Source organism: Streptomyces sp. NPDC111802, assembly GCF_055634335.1.
Genome location: NZ_JBVKCZ010000021.1, coordinates 144505 through 160691 on the forward strand (window position 1 = coordinate 144505; position 16187 = coordinate 160691).

Below are 16187 nucleotides of genomic sequence, written 5' to 3' on the forward strand. Positions count from 1 at the left end.
GGAGTGGGAGGATCACGATGTTCGAGGCCGGTGACATCCGAGAGTGGCGCGGTCACGATGTGGTCGACGACAGCGCACGCAAGATCGGCAAACTGGAGTCGATCTATGTGGACACCGCTACCGACGCACCGTCTTTCGCGACCGTCACGATCGGCATGCCGACTCGGCACCGCCTGGTATTCGTTCCTCTCGCCGGAGCGACGGTCGGCCCTGGATACCTGAAGGTCGCCTACGCAAAACACCAGGTCAAGGGTGCGCCGTCCATCGACACCGATGGAGTCCTGCCGGCCGGGGACGAAGTAGCGGTCTTTGCTCACTACGACCTGGCCTACAAGCCCGGTGCGGAAGGCGAGCGGCGGCTGGCGCGCCGCTGACGAACAACGACGATCCAGGAGGCGGCCATGGCTCTGTTCTTGTTCCTGCTTCTTCTGGCGGTGATACTCGGATTCACCGGAGTGCTCGCCGAAGGTTTGCTCTACCTGCTGGTCATCGGGGTGTTCGTGGCAATCGCCGACATCCTCTACGTGGGAATGAAGATCCGGCGAAGCGGCAGGCGCCAGGTTCGCTAGGCCCGTCTGCCTCACGGTGGAAGACGCACCTTCTACGCGGTCTGTCGCCGACGCCGCGCCTGCTCGCGTCTCCGACGCTCGCGCACGCTCGCGCAACGCCTTGTCAGCGTGACGATGACGAATGTATAACGTTGTAAATGCCCGCGTTGAAGGGGATGCCGTGCGGGTCAGCCTTAAGGACGTCGCCGCACATGCGGGGGTCTCCATCAAGACCGTCTCCAACGTGGTCAACGACTACCAGCACGTCACCCCCGCCATGCGCGAACGCGTCCAGCGGTCCATCGACGCGCTCGGCTACCGGCCCAACCTGGCCGCCCGGCACCTGCGCAAAGGACGCACGGGCATCATCGCGCTCGCCCTGCCCGAACTCGGCAACCCCTACTTCGCCGAACTGGCCGCCGCCGTCATCGACGCTGCCGCCGCCCACGACTACATCGTGCTGCTGGACCACACCGGCGGACGCCATGAACAGGAGATCCTGGTCAGTCAGGGCTTCCGGGCACGGGTCATCGACGGGCTCATCCTCAGCCCCATCGAGCTGGAGACCGAAGACCTGCGCGACCGGGCGGAGAACGTGCCGCTGGTGCTGCTCGGGGAACGTGACTACGACCTGCCGTACGACCACATCGCCATCGACAACGTCGCCGCGGCCCGCACCGCCGTCCGGCATCTGATCGGCCTCGGACGCCGGGAGGTGGCGTTCATCGGAGACCGGCGCGGTCGCAGCGAGCCCGCCCAACTGCGTGTGCGCGGTTGGCGCGAGGAGCTCACCGCCGCCGGACTCCCGGCCGACGACGGACTCGTGGCCGCCACCGACGGCTGGCGGCACGCGGACGGTGCGGCGGCCATGACCCGCATCCTCGAGGCCGGGCGGCGCCCCGACGCGATCTTCGCCTACAACGACCCCGTGGCCATCGGCGCGATGCGCGTCCTGCGCGAGCACGGACTGCGCGTCCCCGAGGACATCGCGGTCGTCGGTTTCGACGACGTGGTCGAAGGACGCTTCGGCGCGGTGACGCTCACCTCCGTGTCACCGGACAAGGAAGCCATCGGCCGGCTCGCCGTCGAGTCGGTGCTCGCCCGGCTGGGCGGTGAGGCTCCCGAACCCAGCCGTGTATGGGCGGACTATCGCCTGGTCGAGCGGGAGAGCACACTCGGGCGCGGCGCGGCGAAGAACGGCGCCCGATGCTGACTCGGCCGTAGGCGAGTACGCCGCGAATCGCGTCAGTAGGAGTACCTGCACCGTGACCAGGGGATGGCGAACCGCGTGGGCCCCGGCGGAGGAGTACCGTCCCGCCGGGGCCCCGCGCGCCGCGCCGCCGCTGACGCTGCCGCTATGGCTTCTCGTCCGTGTAGAGCGCGCTCACCTCCTCTGCGGAGAGCGCCTTGTCATAGGCATGGACCTCGTCGACCGCGCCGTTCCAGAAGTCGGTGTCATCGCCGCCCCATTGGGCGCGGCCGACGGCCAGGGAACCGGTGCTGGGATAGGCCGCTCCGCCGGTGGCGGTCGCCGCCGGCTTTCCGTCGACGTACAGCTTGATCGTGTTGTTCGCGCCGTCGCGGACGCCGACCAGGTGGTACCAGCGGCCCTTCTCCGGTGTGGCCACCAGGCGGGCGCGGTTCTCCCCAGGAGTGCTGAAGGCGAACGCGCCCTGCCCGTACTGGAGATAGAACGGGCTGGCCTGGCGCCGGGTGTCCTGGCTGACCGCGGTGGCGTAGTTGCCGGGGAGCTCGTCCAGCCGGACCCACGCCGACACCGAGTAGCTTCCAGTGGTGTCGAGCACCGGCCCGTCGCTCTCGGCGTACTGGCCCTGACCGTCGAACTTCAGCGCGCTGCCGCTGACACCGGGAGTCCAGGCGGTGCCCTCCCTGAGCGTCAGGGCCTTGGCGTTCGGACCGTCGTCCTTCGCCGTGGTCCCACTACCCTCATCGAGGGCCCAGTGCCCGCCGCCCTTCAGCGGCTGCCGCTCGCCCGCGGCGGCACCGGCGGCGATGATCTTGCGGTTGACCTCACGGACCCTGACCGGGTCGACCTTGATCTCCCGACGGTCGTATGTGTACAGGCCGTTGAGCTCGTTCTCCAGGTCGGAGATCTGGGTGTAGACCGAGCCGGACAGCTCGGCTCCGGCCTGGTCGAGATAGAACTGCTCGGTGTTCTCGACGTACTTGCGGGTCAGCGCCTCCTTGTCGGTGACACCGCTGTAGATCACCGTCGGGGCGCCCGGCCACATGTGCCCGGGGGTGCGCAGGGTGAAGCCGCCGTGCTCGCCGTCCATCGCCGCCCGGTGGTCGGGGAACGGCGGGTCCTCGTTGTTGTAGTCGTGGTGGTCGAGGATGTCGCCCTTGCCTGAATCACCCTTGGAATTGCAGCAGTTGACACCGCTGTGGGCGTTGACGACACGGGACGGGTCGGCCGCCTTCACGGCCTCGGCGATCTTGCCGGTCTCCGTGCGGTCCCACTCGCCCCAGCCCTCGTTGAAGACGGTCCAGCCGATCACGGAGGGCGCGTTGTGGTGCTCCCGCATCATCTCCCGGCCCTGGTCGACGAAGGCGCGCCGCCCGGTCTCGTTGGTGATGTTGCCGGAGACGAAGTCCTGCCAGACCAGCAGGCCGAGCCGGTCCGCATGGTAGAACCAGCGCGCGGGCTCCACCTTGATGTGCTTGCGTACGGCGTTGAAGCCGAGTTCCTTGTGCGCCTTCAGGTCGAACGCGAGGGCCTCGTCGCTCGGCGCGGTGTACAGGCCGTCCGGCCAGAAGCCCTGATCGAGGGTGGCGAGGGAGAAGACCGGCTTGCCGTTGAGCACCAACTTCCGGAAGCCGCCAACCTTCTCGATGCCCATCTCGCGCATACCGAAGTAGCTGCCGACCCTGTCGGCCGACCTGCCGTCGGTGAGCTTGACGGCGAGGTCGTAGAGGTAGGGGTCGTCCGGGCTCCACAGGTGCTGGTTCGCCACCGGCAGCCGCAACTGCTGGTTGGCCGGCCCGCTGACCTTGCCGACGACATTGCCGCGCTTGTCGCGGGCGACGGCCTCGACGCGGGCCCCGGCGGAGGCATTGTCCGACTCCACCGTCACCGCCAAGCTGCTCGTGTCGATGTCCGGCGTCGTGACAACGTTATCGATCGCGGCGTTGGCGACCGGCTCCATCCAGACGGTCTGCCAGATGCCCGACGACTGGGTGTAGAAGATGCCGCCCGGATTGGTGGACTGCTTGCCCATCGGCTGGTCGGCGCCCCCGGTGTCGGTGACCGCGACCACGACCTCCTGCGGCCCGGAGCCCTTCAGGGCGTCGGTGATGTCGGCGCTGAACGCGTCGTAACCGCCGGTGTGTTCGGCGACCTTCGTGCCGTTGACGAAGACACGTGCCTGGTAGTCCACGGCGCCGAAGTTGAGCTTCAGCCGGTTGCCCTTGCCGTCCTTGCCGACCTTCCAGTCCTCGGGGACGTTCACCAGCTTGCGGTAGAACATGTGGTCCTCGTGCCGCTCCAGCCCGGAGAGCTGCGACTCCACCGGGTACGGCACGACGATCCTCTCGTCGAGGTTCTTGCCGAACGCCGGTTGCTCGCCCGCCTCGGCACCACTGAACTGCCAGGAGCCGTTGAGGTTCGCCCACTTGGAGCGCACCTGCTGCGGACGCGGGTACTCCGGCAGCGGGTTCCTCTTGTCGACCCTGTCGCCCCACTTGGTGGTGAGCCGGTGGGCGGAGGCGTTGTCGGCGTAGCGGATGACCTTCGGTACGGTCTCGCCGCCGGACGTCAGGCCGCCCTCGCCGTCGTAGGCAACCCTCACCTGCTGGTTCTTCTGAATGGGTTCGGCGAGCGTCACGAGCAGGGAGTTGCGGTCCCCGGGAGCGACGGTGACCGACTTCAGGGGCATGGCCGTGGTGTCGGCCTCGACCTTCAAGTGGTCCTTGACCGCCTGGAGGTCACCGACCCTGCCCTCGAACCGGGCCCGCAGCCGCCGTCCGTCCGCGGCCACGGACAGCTCCACCGGGTAGACCTCGAAACCCTCGGGCGGAGTGAACGCCGACATCGGCACCAGCTGCTTGGGCAGGTCCGGGCCGGCCCAGCGCAGGAACATGTTGGAACCGCCGAAGTCCTGGAACATCTCCAGGCGGAAGTCGTGCTTCTCGCCGGCGGTCAGCCGGATCGCGGCGCTGGTCTGTTCCTTGTCCCAGTCCGGCTCCCAGTGGTCGATGACCGGCCGGCCGTCGATGTAGAGCCGGAAGCCGTTGTCACCGATGGCGTAGAAGGTGTAGTCGCCGGTGGCCGGAGCCTCGATCCGGCCCGTCCAACGGGCGGTCGTGTGCTCCGACTTGCCGGTCAGCTCCTGGAAGGTGCTCGTCAGGCCGGAGAAGTTGATCTGCGGGTCGAGCAACGTGCCACCGAGGTCGGCGAAGTCCCGGGCGCCCGGGGCCGACATGCTGAAGTACTCGCCCTTCAGGCCGTGCACCTCGATGTCAGCAGCCTCGGTGGAGAGGAGTGAGGCGCTGCCGGTCGGCTCCGCTGCCGACGCGGTGGCGGCCAGACCGCTCGGCGGCACGACGAGAGCGGCCGCAGCCAGCAGCGCCCACACTCTGAGCGGTGGGCGGATTTGTTGTCTTGTCATCGAACCTTTCCTCGCACGGAGGCCGCGGACCGGGACCGGTCATCTGGAAACCCAGGCCCCGCGGGTACGGCGGAACACCGGAACACCGAACACCGGAACACCGGTACGGGCGCGGTCGGGCGGCTCTTTCAACGATGGAAATCCTGCGACAGCGGAATGACAGCACGCCCCTCGACAGCTGTCCAGACCTCACGCGCCACTCCGTCGGTGGACCTCATCGAGCATCTCTCATCGGCGACTTGGAGCACTGGGTACGACGCCATTGACATGTCCGGGACCGAGAACAATGCTGTGAAGCGCTATTCCATCGATGTAAAGCGTCACGTCGAGGTGACCATGAAGCCTTCTCGCCGCGTCCCCGGCGCCGCGGCCCTGGTGCTGTCCGGCATCCTCGCCGCCGTGCTGTCCCTGACCTCCGCTGATCCGGCCCAGGCGGGACAGACGAGTCTGCGGGCCGCGGACCCGAGCGTGCTCCGGGTCGGTGGCACCTATGTCTCGGCGCAGTCGGCCGGTGGCGGCATTGTCGTGCGTCAAGCTCCGTCAACGGACGCTCTGGCCACGGCTCCCGCCCGGCAGGTCTGGTCCGACACCCGCAACCTCGGCGAGGTCTGGGCCCCCGAGATCGTGCGGGACGGTGGCCGCTACTACATCTACTTCTCGGCGGGCCGCGGACCGGATCACCGTATGTACGTCATCAACTCCGGCAGTCCGGACAGCGGATACACGGCCGAGACCGAGCTCGCCCTCCCGGACGACAAGTGGGCCATCGACGGAACCCTGTTCACCTTCAACGGGCAGCGCTGGTTCGCGTGGTCCGGCTGGGCCGGCGACACCAACGTCGAGCAGAACCTCTACATCGCCCGCATGAGCAGCCCGACCACGCCGACCGGTGCGCGCCACGTCATCTCGCAGCCTCGGGAGAGCTGGGAGCGGGTGGTCGGCAACCCGTTCATCAACGAGGCTCCTGAGGCCATCAAGGACCCCAACGGGCAACTGCACATCGTGTACTCCGCCAACGGCAGCTGGAGCGAGCAGTACTGCCTGGCCGACCTGCGACTGCGCGCCGGAGGCGACCCGACGTACGTGTGGGACTGGTACAAGTCCAACGGCTGCCTGTTCGGCTCCAACCGCGCCACGATGATGCCGGGTTGGGACCCGACCCTGTATGTCAACGGCCCCGGCCACCACAGCTTCGTCCTCCTCGACGGCGACATCGCCACGAGTCCGCCCGCCGGGCCGAGGTTCCCCCTGATGTTCCACGCGGTGCCGAAGGGAACGCCGTACGCGTGGGAGAACCGGTACTGGTACACCGGCACGTTCTGCTGGTGGGGCGGCACCACGTACAGCCGCGCCAACGTCCCGGGTTCGAATACGAACACCGGTTGGAGTCTCAAGTTCTTCGAGTAGGGACCCGAGTATTGGACCCGAGTAGAGACCCGAGTAGAGCGGCAGAACGCTCACCGAAGCGGTGACGGCCCCTCCGGGGTCGTCAACAGGGCCAGATGAGCGAGGTCTTCGGGCGGAGCTGTGGTCACCGACCACAGCGGTGCGGGCGATCCGTCGGCGACCGCGGCCGGCGCGTCGGTCAGATTCATCCGCTCACGCAGCCGGCCGTAGAAATCCATCGGCCCCAGCCGTACGGCCCTCAGCCGGCGCGGTGCAGCGTACACGCCGATCCAGTCTCCCGGCCCCAGGACGCCGCGCAGCTGGCCGTCGATGCTCACGGCGGCCTGCCCCGATCGTTCCAGGATGCGCAGCCCGACAGGCTCGTCGGGGGCGGTGACGACGGACCGGTCGAACGCCATGTGCGGGGCGACCGGTGTGAAGACGAGAGCTTCCGCACGCGGCGAGACGACGGGCCCACCGGCGGCGAAGCTGTAGGCGGTCGAGCCCGTCGGCGTGGCGACCAGCAGCGCGTCCGCCGAGTAGGAGGCCAGGAGTCTGCCGGAGACGTAGACCCCGACCGAGACCTGACGGTCCCTGGCCAGCTTCTCCAACACCACGTCGTTGAGCGCGGTCACCTCCAGCGGGACGCCCCACTCGTCGTCGATCCGGCAGTCGGAGCGTACCCGCGGGGGAGGGAGCAGGGGGCCACGACCGTATTCCATGAGGGCCTCCATGCCCGGCGGCACCTCCAGACGGCGCGAGGCGCGCAAGGCGAGAAGCATGCGGCTGTCGACATGGAAGCGACCCTCCTGCACCGCGTCCAGCGCGGACGGCATTTCGGTGGCCGACGCCTCCGTCAGGAATCCCACCCGCCCCAGGTCGACCCCGAGGACGAGGGCGTCGTTCTCGGCGGCCAGCCTGGCACCGCGCAGAAAGGTGCCGTCTCCGCCCAGGGTGACGATGAGGTCGGGATCGCCCGCGGCCTCGACCTCCTCACGTGCGTTGTGCCGCCCGCCGTCGTGCCACACGTCGATGTCCGTGCACCGTACGGCGTGCCCCTCGCACCAGGCCCGGACCACACCGGCCGCGTCCACGGCCTCCGCGCGCCCACCGTGCACCACCAGACCCAACCGGCTCACTGCCACATTCGCCTCCAGAGCGTCTCGGTCACCAGGTCGTGGGGATCGTGCGGACATCGCCGGCGGGAAACCCGTGCCGTGACTGCTGTGGCTCCCTACGAGTGCGCCACTACCTGCCCGGCCGTGACCTGGGGCGGATTGGGGAGCAGAGCCGCAAGGCGGTCCCGTACGAACTCCTTCGCCCTGTCGGTCGACGCCTCGGCGCCGGCCCGGTCCTGGAAGACACCCGTCGACAGCATCACCCCGCTCCCGGCATCGACCCAGTAATAGGCCACGAACCCTTGGACCTGGCGCAGGAGCGGCACGAACTCGTCGTTCACCCGGCGTCCCGCCTCAGCCGGATCGGTCACCCCTTCGTACCGCCGAACCACTGCGTACATGGCTGATCTCCTCATGGATCGTGGGGTCGCATTCCGCGCAAACCGCGTACCCGCCGCAGCCCGCGCGATCTGCGCGAGTCCGCTGCAAATCACTGGAAAAGCCCCCCAGCGGTGGTCCGAACGGAGGGGCAGACAGCGCATCCCACGCCGCCACGCCTGACCATGACCCACCGAGGACGTGGCGCCCGTCGCGGTGGTGTACGTGTGGCTGGGGTCGGCCTGCGTGGACGTGGTGCCGTCGCCGAAGTTCCGGGAGTGGGTCAGCGCCCCGCCCTCGGGGTCGGAGCAATCTCCTTGACCGGGCTGTGCCTGAGCCCCGACTCCAGCCGTTCCCATGGCATACCATCCAGCACCTCAAGCGCCACGTCTGCCACTTCCGCCCCCGTGACCTCGCGAATCGGCTCCCGACGGACAGCCGGTCATCGCGAGGCAACGGGGCGGCGGTGTTCGTCGAGCTGGCCCGAGCGGTCTCCCGGACGAGCCTCACCGCCTCATCGGTGTCACGCCGAGTGCTGGTACGCCGAGTAGGTCAGATAGCCGTTGTCGCCGCCTTCGAAGTACGTCGCCTCGTCGGCGGGAGCGATCGGGAGGCCGGTGCGCAGCCGTTCCACCAGGTCGGGGTTGGCGATGAAGGCGCGACCGAAGCTGATGAGGTCGGCTCCCAGGCCGAGCCAGTGGTCCGCCTCGGCGCGGCCGGTCTGCTTGGGGCCCATCGGCAGCACCGGGTTCATCACGAGGGTGCCGGGCCAGGACCGGCGCAGACCGAGAAGCGTCTCTTCATCGATGGTGGCTTCGAGGTGGACGTAGGCCAGACGCAGCCGGGACAGCTCGGTCAGGAGGGCGGCGTAGAGCTCGGCGACCTCGGTCTCCTCGATACCCCAGAAGGGGCCACCCGGGGAGAGACGGATCCCGGTCCTGTCCGCGCCGACCGCTTCGGCGGTCGCGGCGGCCGCCTCGACGGCGAACCGGATCCGGTTGGTCACCGAGCCGCCGTAGCGGTCCGTGCGCAGGTTGGCGTTGGAGGAGAGGAACTGCGAGATCAGATAGCCGTTGGCGCCGTGGAGTTCCACACCGTCGAAGCCGGCGTCCACGGCCCGGCGCGCGGCATCCGCGTACGACTGGACGTGCTCGGGCACTTCGGCCGTGTCCAGGGCACGCGGAGTCGGCGCCGGCTGCCGCCCGCTGGGGGTGAACACCTCGCCGACCGCCGCCACGGCCGAGGGTCCGACGGGCCGCATCCCGGTGGTCTCGGGATGTGACACCCGCCCGCCGTGCATGATCTGGGCGAAGATACGGCCGCCGTTGGTGTGCACCGCATCGGTCACCGTGCGCCACGCGGTCACCTGGTCGTCGGTGTGCAGCCCCGGAGTGCCCGGGTTGGACTGGCCGATCAGGCTCGGCTGCACCCCCTCGGTGACGATCAGGCCGGCCGTGGCCCGCTGGGCGTAGTAGCGCGCCATCGACGGCGTCGCCAGACCGCCCGCGGCGGCCCGGACCCGGCTCATCGGGGCCATCACCACCCGGTTGGGCAGCGCCAGGTCGCCGAGCCGATAGCCGGTGAAAAGGGTCGTCACGTCATGTCTCCTTCGTCTGTCCCGCGTAATGCGTCGTGCCCTGGTCCCGGGCACGACGGTTACGCTAAAACCTGACATTGACGTCAGAGGCAAGGGTTGTGCCCCGGATCACAACAGGGAGGGCGGCATGCGAATCGGCGAGCTCGCGGCACGGGCCGGAGTCAGCGTCCGGTCCCTGCGCTACTACGAGGAACAGGGCCTGCTCACCAGCACCCGCAGCACCAGCGGGCAGCGGCACTACACGGAGGGCCATGTCGAGCGGGTCACATTCCTCCAGCGGATGTACGCCGCAGGCCTGTCCAGCCGGACCATCGCCGAACTCCTGCCATGTGTCGACTCACCCAGCGAGGCCACGTCCGATGCCGCGCTGGAACGGATGGCCGAGGAGCGCGAACGGCTCTCCGCGCACATCGAAGAGCTCGTCCGCACCCGGGAGGCACTCGACGTTCTGATGGCCACCAACCGGGCCCACCGCGAGAGCCTGAGGCCGACGGTGACGGGCTGAGCCCTCCGTCCGGGGCTCGGCATCGATGACCGCAAGGAGGTGTTCGCCGCGCGCCTGGGCCTGCCTGTTCGCTTTCGACTGCTTCGACTTCGGCCCGAAGCCGGAGCCGTTGGTGCTAATGCCGCAGTCGGTTATTGAAACTGCCGGAATACCCCAGGCTCACCGGTCCTGGATGTCGGGCAAGGTGGTATCGGCAGCGGCATAAAGGAACTTCAGGAGCTTGTCGTATGCCTCGATGTGCGCTCGATCCCCCTCTGCCCCGTGCTGCGTCGTTTCTGTTTCATTGTCAACCGCGTGCAGCCAGTCGATGACTGCGGCGAAATACGGCACCAACGCACCTGTTGCCGCTTGGGCGGCAGTGCCCATCTCGCTGGGACCTTCCACGAAAACGATGTGCTGAAGGCGGTCGAGCTGGCGGTGCAGAGTTCGTGCTTCGTTCCAGAGGCGGCGGGCGGCTTGGCGGCGCTCTTCGCGTTCCTCGGGAGGGTCGCTTGCTTCGATGCCTCCAAGTTTGATGCTCGCTTCGCTCAGCGTTCCGTGTACTAGGTGACAGCATTCGGCGAAGGCCAGGTAGGCACTCTTGCGCGATTCGCGAAGAGCGCGAGTCCGTTCAGTATCGATCTGAAGCCGGGCTTGCCTCAACTGCGTCTCGGCCTGGATCTCGGCCTGTTGCTCTGCCTTCCTTCCGGTGATCCATGCGGATGCCGTAGCGCCCACTGCGCCGACCGCGGCGCCGATGACGCCACCGAGGAGTCCTGCAAGTCCCGCGTCCATGACGTGATTCTGGTGCCCAGGCGTTGCGCGTTGCCAGTGGGGGGCGATGGTCGTGCCTGGCCGTGGCCGCTAAGCCAGGTCGCTGTGAGTCGCCCGTGACCGGTGCCTCCTCCGGGCCTCCGTGGGGCGGTCTGCGACGGTCACTCCCGACAGCAACAAGGCCGAGGCGTTCGACCTGGGCCTTGCAAGTGACGTCTGACCGAGCCAAGCGGCTGGCCGCTGCCGCTGCCGCAGCCCCGTGCCCGCCCGTCACGGGCGGCTCGGTAGGGAGGAGGGCGCGGGGTACCTAGAACTGGCTCAGGGGACGTCGGCCCTCAGCAGCGCCGGCAGGACCACGGCATCCACGTAGCGGCTGAGGAACTCGGCGTCCGCTTCGGCGCGTTCGACGACCGGTCGGGCGAGGATCGCCCCGCAGATGAGGTGAGGCAGGAAACCGAGCGCCGGATTGTTCGCGGCCACCTCGCCACGGTCGACGGCGCGGCCGACCACCGCGCGCATCCTCTCCAGCTCGGGCTTGATCCTGCTCTCGTACACGGCGTCCGCCAGGTCAGGATGGGCACGCGTCGCGCTGCTGAGCGCCCGCAGCAGGGCGACGTCCTCCTGGCGGGCGGCGCCACTCGCCCTCCTGGCGACCTCGTGCAGATCGCCCGCCAGGGACCCCGTGTCGAGGGCGTCGCCCTGCATGGGCGTGCGGTGTCGCAATGCCGCTGCCACCAACCGTGGCTTGCCCTGCCATCGGCGATAGAACGTCGCCTTGCTCGCCCTGGCCCGGGCGGCGACGTCGTCCATGGTGAGCGCGTCGTAGTCGACCTCCCGCAGCAGGGTCAGGACAGCCTCGTAGATGTCCCTCTCCCGGTCCGCAGTCAACCGGCTGTACCGCGGCCGCAGTCTCTCCACGCGTTCGGACGCCTCACCCGCAGGCATGCTCACCCGCTCGCCGAAAGCGGCCGTGCCCTCGGTCGTCCGTCTCTTGTCGGTTGCGGCTCCGCTCGGCCATGTCCCGCCATCGGTGGGCTCGTTGCCACCGCTCGCCCCCTGCGCCTCGACCGCTTGAAGGTGCGCCGGGCTCATTGGCCCGCACCGCTGTCCCGGTCGGCACGTTCGGCTGCGAGCCGGCTCTCCAGTCCCGTGATGATCATCTCCAGCGCCAGCTGGAACATCCGGCTGCCCTCAGGGCCTGTGTCCGCGCGCTCGCCATCGCCGGCAGCGGGGGCAGCGGGGGCGGCCGGCGGGAGAGTCGACCACCTGTGCAGCGAACCGTTGATTTCGGCGATCAGCACGCCGAGTACGGCGGCGCAGACGGGAGCGGCGACCTCTGGGGTCTCCTGCTGCGGTACCCCGGCATCCTCGAGCACGGTGGTGAGCCCGATCCAGAAGGGGTCTTCGGACTGGATGAACTCCGGTCGCCCGAACGAGTAGGTCATGAGCTCGGGGTGGCGGTGCACCAACGTGCGGAAGTCCTCGGCGAGTTGGCGGAAGCGGTCCTGCCAGCCAACGTCCTCCCGGGTCGCGGTGCGGAACTGGGCGCCGACCGTTCTCGCCACGCCGCTCAGCACGGCGTCCTTGTTCGGCACGTGGTGGTAGAGCGACATCGGGTTCGCGTCCAGCGCGGTCGCGAGTTTGCGCATGGTCAGCGCCTCGACCCCGTCGGCGTCGATGAGCCGCAGCGCCATCGCGTAGATGCCGTCCTCGGTGAGCGGCACGTCCCTCTTCCTCGTCCCCCGAGGAGCCTTTCTTGGAGTTTCCATACGCCGTATGGTACCACTGAAGGCAGTTCCATACGGTGTATGGAAACCGGGGGAGCGGGCCGCCCGGGCCGCCCATCCGCGGCTTCCCCGGCATCGAACAGCGCCCTTGCCCTTCGCCTCTCTCCGCACAAAGGAGCAAGTCATGACCACGCAACCCGTGACCGACCTGCGTCCCATCCGGTCCCCGCGCGGGATACCTCTTCTCGGCCACACGCCGCAGATCCCCGGCACCAACCCGGTCGCGTACTTCGGCGAGCTGTCCCAGCAGTTCCCCGAGGGCATCTACGGCATGGACATCGCCGGCATCGAGCAGGTCTTCGTCTACGACCCGGACCTGGTGGCCGAAGTCTGCGACGAGATGCGGTTCTTCAAGCAGATCGAGAAGACGCCGCTGAACCATGTCCGGGACTTCACGGGCGCGGGCCTGTTCACGGCCCACCAGCACGAAGAGGAATGGGGCATGGCGCACCGTGTCCTCCTGCCGGCCTTCAGCCAGCGGGCCATGAAGGCCTACTACGGGCAGATGCTGGAGATCGCCCAGAACCTGGCGGGCAAGTGGGAGCGCCGGGAGGGCCAGGCGGTCAACATCACCGACGACTACACCCGGCTCACCCTGGACACGATCGCCCTGTCGGGGTTCGGCTACCGGTTCCGGTCCTTCGACAAGGAGGAGCTGCACCCCTTCCTCAACGCGCTGCTGGAAGCGCTGATCGAGTCGATGCGGCGCTCGCAGGAGTTGCCGATGATGACCAAGCTCCGCAAGACGGACGACAGGAAGTACCGCGAGAACATCCAGCTGATGCAGGACCTGGTCGAGAGTGTGATCAAGGAGCGCCGCGAGGGGAAGGGCAGCGGTGAGGAGGACCTGCTGGGCCTGATGCTGGAGGCCACCGACCCGGAGACCGGCAAGCTGCTGGCGGACGACAACGTCCGTGACCAGGTGGTGACGTTCCTGATCGCCGGCCACGAAACCACCAGCGGCCTGCTGTCGTTCGCCACGTACTCGCTCATGCGCAACCCGCACGTGCTGGCCCAGGCCTACGCCGAGGTGGACCGGCTGCTGCCCGGCGACACCGTCCCGGACTACGACACGATCATGCAGCTGGACGTCATCCCGCGGATCCTGGAGGAGACCCTGCGCCTGTGGGCTCCCATCCCGCTGATCGCCAAGGCTCCGCTGGAGGACACCGTCATCGGCGGACGCTATGAGCTGAAGAAGGGAACGCGGGCGAACATCCTCATGGGCGCACTGCACTCCCACCCCAAGGCGTGGGAGCGGCCGGAGGAGTTCGACATCGACCGATGGCTGCCGGAGAACCGGGCCCAGCAACACCCGCACGCCTACAAGCCGTTCGGCAACGGCGTGCGTGCCTGCATCGGCCGGCAGTTCGCGCTCACCGAGGCCCGCCTGGCTCTGGCGCTGGTGCTGCAGAAGTTCAAGTTCTCCGACACCGACGACTACAAGATGGACGTACGGGAGGCGCTCACGCGTAAGCCCGGCGACTTCCAACTCGTCGTCCGTCGCCGTCAGGAGCACCAGCGGACCGTCTTCGGCGCCGCGGCCCCGCAGACCGACGACGCGCGGGCGCAGAGCGCGGTCAGCGGTGTCGGGGTCAACCTCACCGTCGCCTACGGCTCAAGTCTGGGTTCCTGCGAGGACCTGGCGCGCACCATCGCCGACCGCGGTGAGCGCTCCGGCTTCGGCACCACCCTGGTCGGCCTGGACGAGCTGGGCGACAACCTGCCCACCGAGGGCCTGCTCGTCGTCGTCGCCGCCAGCTACAACGGCAAGGCACCCGACAGCGCCCAGCGTTTCGACGACCTGCTCGCCGCCGGACTGCCCGAGGGCTCACTCTCCAACGTGCGATTCGCGCTGCTGGGCGCCGGCAACACCCAGTGGGTGGCCACCTACCAGGCCTTCCCCAAGCGGATCGAGGAGGGTCTGCTGGCCGCCGGTGCCACCCCCGTCATCGAGCGCGGCATCGCCGACGCCGCTGGTGACTTCGACGGCATGGCCACCCGCTGGATGGACACCCTGTGGGCCACCCTCGCCGAGGAGTACGCCGCCGACACCTCCGACGACGGCGCCCCGCGCTACCAGGTGCAGCTGCTCACCGAGGCGGACGTACGCCCCGCCATCGTCTCCGAGCAGGCCTACCCCCTGACCGTGGTCGCCAACGAGGAACTCGTGGCCGACGCGACCGGGCTGTGGGACTTCAGCATCGAACCGCCGCGCCCGTCCGCGAAGTCCCTCACCGTCGAGCTGCCGGAGGGCGTCACCTATGACACCGGCAACCACCTGGCCGTCTTCGCCAAGAACGAGCCCGCCCTCGTCGACCGCGCACTCGCGCGCCTCGGCGTCGACCGCGACCAGGCGCTCCGGCTGGACCAGCCCGCGGGCGGCCGCACCCATCTGCCGGTGGGCACGCCCGTCACCGCCGGCCTGCTGTTCACCGAGTTCCTGGAACTGCAGGACGTGGCGACCCGCTCCCAGATCCACGCCCTGGCCGAGCACACCCAGTGCCCCTGGACCAAGCCGCAGCTCGAGGCGTACACGGCCGACAGTGAAGAGGCCCAGGAGCGGTACCAGAAGGAGATCCTGGGCAAGCGCATCTCGGTGCTGGGCCTCCTGGAGCGCTTCCCGGCGATCGAACTGCCGCTGGCCGTCTTCCTGGACCTGATGGGCCCGATCCGCCCCCGCTTCTACTCCATCTCCTCCTCCCCGCTGGCCAACCCGCGCCAGGTGCGCCTGACCGTCGGCCTCCTCGAAGGCCCCGCCCTGTCCGGCGACGGCCAGTACCGGGGCACCTGCTCCTCCTACGTCGCACGCCTCGAGCCCGGAGACATCTTCTACGGCTACGTACGCGTCCCCTCGCCGACCTTCGCCCCGCCGGCCGACCCGGCCACGCCGCTGATCCTCATCGGCCCCGGCACCGGCATCGCGCCGCTGCGCGGCTTCCTGGAGGAGCGCGCCCGGCAGCACGAGAACGGCACGAAGGTGGGCCGGTCCGAGGTCTTCGTCGGCTGCCGACACCCGGAGCACGACTACTTCTACCGCGACGAGATGGAGATGTGGGAGCTGTCCGGCACCGCCCGAGTCCACACCGCCTTCTCCGCGGTGGCCGGCCACCCCGCCCGGTTCGTCCAGGACGCGATCACCGCCGCATCCGACCGCGTCTGGCAGGCACTCCAGGACGGCGCGTACGTCTACGTCTGCGGTGACGGCCGCCGTATGGCACCCGCGGTGCGCGAGGCCCTCGCCGCCATCCACCGCCGGTACACCGGCAGCGACGACGAGACCGCCCAGCAGTGGCTGGCCCAGCTGGAGGCCGACGAGCGCTACCAGCAGGACGTCTTCGCCTGACCCCCATACACCGGGAGGCGTGCGGCACCCCTCCCTGGCCGTACGCCTCCCGGCACCACCCTCACACCCACACCCACGAGGGAACACCCCGGCACCCATCGGCGCGAACCGCCGGCGGGGGTGCCGCTCACAGAAAGCAGA

The 16187-nt window shown here is 68.9% G+C and carries 13 protein-coding genes; 6 read left to right on the forward strand and 7 right to left on the reverse strand.

The genetic code is table 11. The features are described 5' to 3' along the window. Positions 1-17: 17 nt before the first annotated feature. From ACZ7NC_RS24000 to ACZ7NC_RS24010, 3 genes are all read left to right on the forward strand, one after another. Positions 18-374: a PRC-barrel domain-containing protein gene (locus ACZ7NC_RS24000; protein WP_471491074.1), complete on the forward strand. Its 357-nt coding sequence runs from the start codon at positions 18-20 to the stop codon at positions 372-374. A gap of 27 nt (positions 375-401) precedes the next feature. Further along, a complete protein-coding gene (locus tag ACZ7NC_RS24005) occupies positions 402-569 on the forward strand; it encodes a hypothetical protein (RefSeq protein ID WP_471491075.1) in 168 nt (55 codons plus the stop codon). Positions 570-729: 160 nt separating this feature from the next. After that, the gene (locus ACZ7NC_RS24010) at positions 730-1761 is read left to right on the forward strand and encodes a LacI family DNA-binding transcriptional regulator (RefSeq protein WP_471491077.1); all 1032 of its coding nucleotides are present in this window, start codon (positions 730-732) and stop codon (positions 1759-1761) included. 142 nt (positions 1762-1903) lie between these two features. Here ACZ7NC_RS24010 and ACZ7NC_RS24015 read toward each other — a convergent pair whose 3' ends face one another. Continuing rightward, on the reverse strand, positions 1904-5176 hold the full coding sequence (locus tag ACZ7NC_RS24015; protein WP_471491078.1) for a LamG-like jellyroll fold domain-containing protein: 3273 nt from the start codon (positions 5174-5176) through the stop codon (positions 1904-1906). A 336-nt stretch (positions 5177-5512) separates the two neighbouring features. Between ACZ7NC_RS24015 and ACZ7NC_RS24020 the strand changes: the two genes are divergently transcribed. Continuing rightward, the gene (locus ACZ7NC_RS24020; RefSeq protein WP_471491079.1) at positions 5513-6583 is read left to right on the forward strand and encodes a glycoside hydrolase family 43 protein; all 1071 of its coding nucleotides are present in this window, start codon (positions 5513-5515) and stop codon (positions 6581-6583) included. A gap of 50 nt (positions 6584-6633) precedes the next feature. Here ACZ7NC_RS24020 and ACZ7NC_RS24025 read toward each other — a convergent pair whose 3' ends face one another. The 3 genes from ACZ7NC_RS24025 to ACZ7NC_RS24035 form a co-directional block, all read right to left on the reverse strand. Continuing rightward, positions 6634-7758 (reverse strand): NAD(+)/NADH kinase, encoded by a 1125-nt coding sequence (locus ACZ7NC_RS24025; RefSeq protein ID WP_471491081.1) that lies wholly within the window; start codon positions 7756-7758, stop codon positions 6634-6636. A gap of 38 nt (positions 7759-7796) precedes the next feature. After that, the gene (locus tag ACZ7NC_RS24030) at positions 7797-8081 is read right to left on the reverse strand and encodes a hypothetical protein (RefSeq protein WP_471491082.1); all 285 of its coding nucleotides are present in this window, start codon (positions 8079-8081) and stop codon (positions 7797-7799) included. Between the two features lie 500 nt (positions 8082-8581). After that, a complete protein-coding gene (locus ACZ7NC_RS24035; RefSeq protein ID WP_471491083.1) occupies positions 8582-9655 on the reverse strand; it encodes an alkene reductase in 1074 nt (357 codons plus the stop codon). 127 nt (positions 9656-9782) lie between these two features. Between ACZ7NC_RS24035 and ACZ7NC_RS24040 the strand changes: the two genes are divergently transcribed. Continuing rightward, positions 9783-10160 (forward strand): MerR family transcriptional regulator, encoded by a 378-nt coding sequence (locus tag ACZ7NC_RS24040; RefSeq protein WP_471491085.1) that lies wholly within the window; start codon positions 9783-9785, stop codon positions 10158-10160. A gap of 159 nt (positions 10161-10319) precedes the next feature. On the opposite strand, the gene ACZ7NC_RS24045 is transcribed toward ACZ7NC_RS24040, so the two are convergent. From ACZ7NC_RS24045 to ACZ7NC_RS24055, 3 genes are all read right to left on the reverse strand, one after another. Further along, the gene (locus ACZ7NC_RS24045; protein ID WP_471491086.1) at positions 10320-10934 is read right to left on the reverse strand and encodes a hypothetical protein; all 615 of its coding nucleotides are present in this window, start codon (positions 10932-10934) and stop codon (positions 10320-10322) included. 297 nt (positions 10935-11231) lie between these two features. Further along, complete coding sequence (locus tag ACZ7NC_RS24050) at positions 11232-11858, reverse strand: TetR/AcrR family transcriptional regulator (RefSeq protein ID WP_471491121.1); 627 nt, start codon at positions 11856-11858, stop codon at positions 11232-11234. Between the two features lie 143 nt (positions 11859-12001). Then, a complete protein-coding gene (locus ACZ7NC_RS24055; protein ID WP_471491088.1) occupies positions 12002-12637 on the reverse strand; it encodes a TetR/AcrR family transcriptional regulator in 636 nt (211 codons plus the stop codon). A 187-nt stretch (positions 12638-12824) separates the two neighbouring features. Between ACZ7NC_RS24055 and ACZ7NC_RS24060 the strand changes: the two genes are divergently transcribed. Continuing rightward, positions 12825-16046 (forward strand): bifunctional cytochrome P450/NADPH--P450 reductase, encoded by a 3222-nt coding sequence (locus ACZ7NC_RS24060; protein WP_471491089.1) that lies wholly within the window; start codon positions 12825-12827, stop codon positions 16044-16046. Positions 16047-16187 lie beyond the last annotated feature (141 nt).

Coding starts and splice junctions, on each gene's coding strand:
- ACZ7NC_RS24040 (WP_471491085.1), top strand. CDS start 9,783: ATGCGAATCGGCGAGCTCGCGGCACGGGCCGGAGTCAGCGTCCGGTCC.
- ACZ7NC_RS24030 (WP_471491082.1), bottom strand. CDS start 8,081: ATGTACGCAGTGGTTCGGCGGTACGAAGGGGTGACCGATCCGGCTGAG.
- ACZ7NC_RS24020 (WP_471491079.1), top strand. CDS start 5,513: ATGAAGCCTTCTCGCCGCGTCCCCGGCGCCGCGGCCCTGGTGCTGTCC.
- ACZ7NC_RS24000 (WP_471491074.1), top strand. CDS start 18: ATGTTCGAGGCCGGTGACATCCGAGAGTGGCGCGGTCACGATGTGGTC.
- ACZ7NC_RS24045 (WP_471491086.1), bottom strand. CDS start 10,934: ATGGACGCGGGACTTGCAGGACTCCTCGGTGGCGTCATCGGCGCCGCG.
- ACZ7NC_RS24005 (WP_471491075.1), top strand. CDS start 402: ATGGCTCTGTTCTTGTTCCTGCTTCTTCTGGCGGTGATACTCGGATTC.
- ACZ7NC_RS24050 (WP_471491121.1), bottom strand. CDS start 11,858: ATGCCTGCGGGTGAGGCGTCCGAACGCGTGGAGAGACTGCGGCCGCGG.
- ACZ7NC_RS24060 (WP_471491089.1), top strand. CDS start 12,825: ATGACCACGCAACCCGTGACCGACCTGCGTCCCATCCGGTCCCCGCGC.
- ACZ7NC_RS24025 (WP_471491081.1), bottom strand. CDS start 7,758: ATGTCCGCACGATCCCCACGACCTGGTGACCGAGACGCTCTGGAGGCG.
- ACZ7NC_RS24015 (WP_471491078.1), bottom strand. CDS start 5,176: ATGACAAGACAACAAATCCGCCCACCGCTCAGAGTGTGGGCGCTGCTG.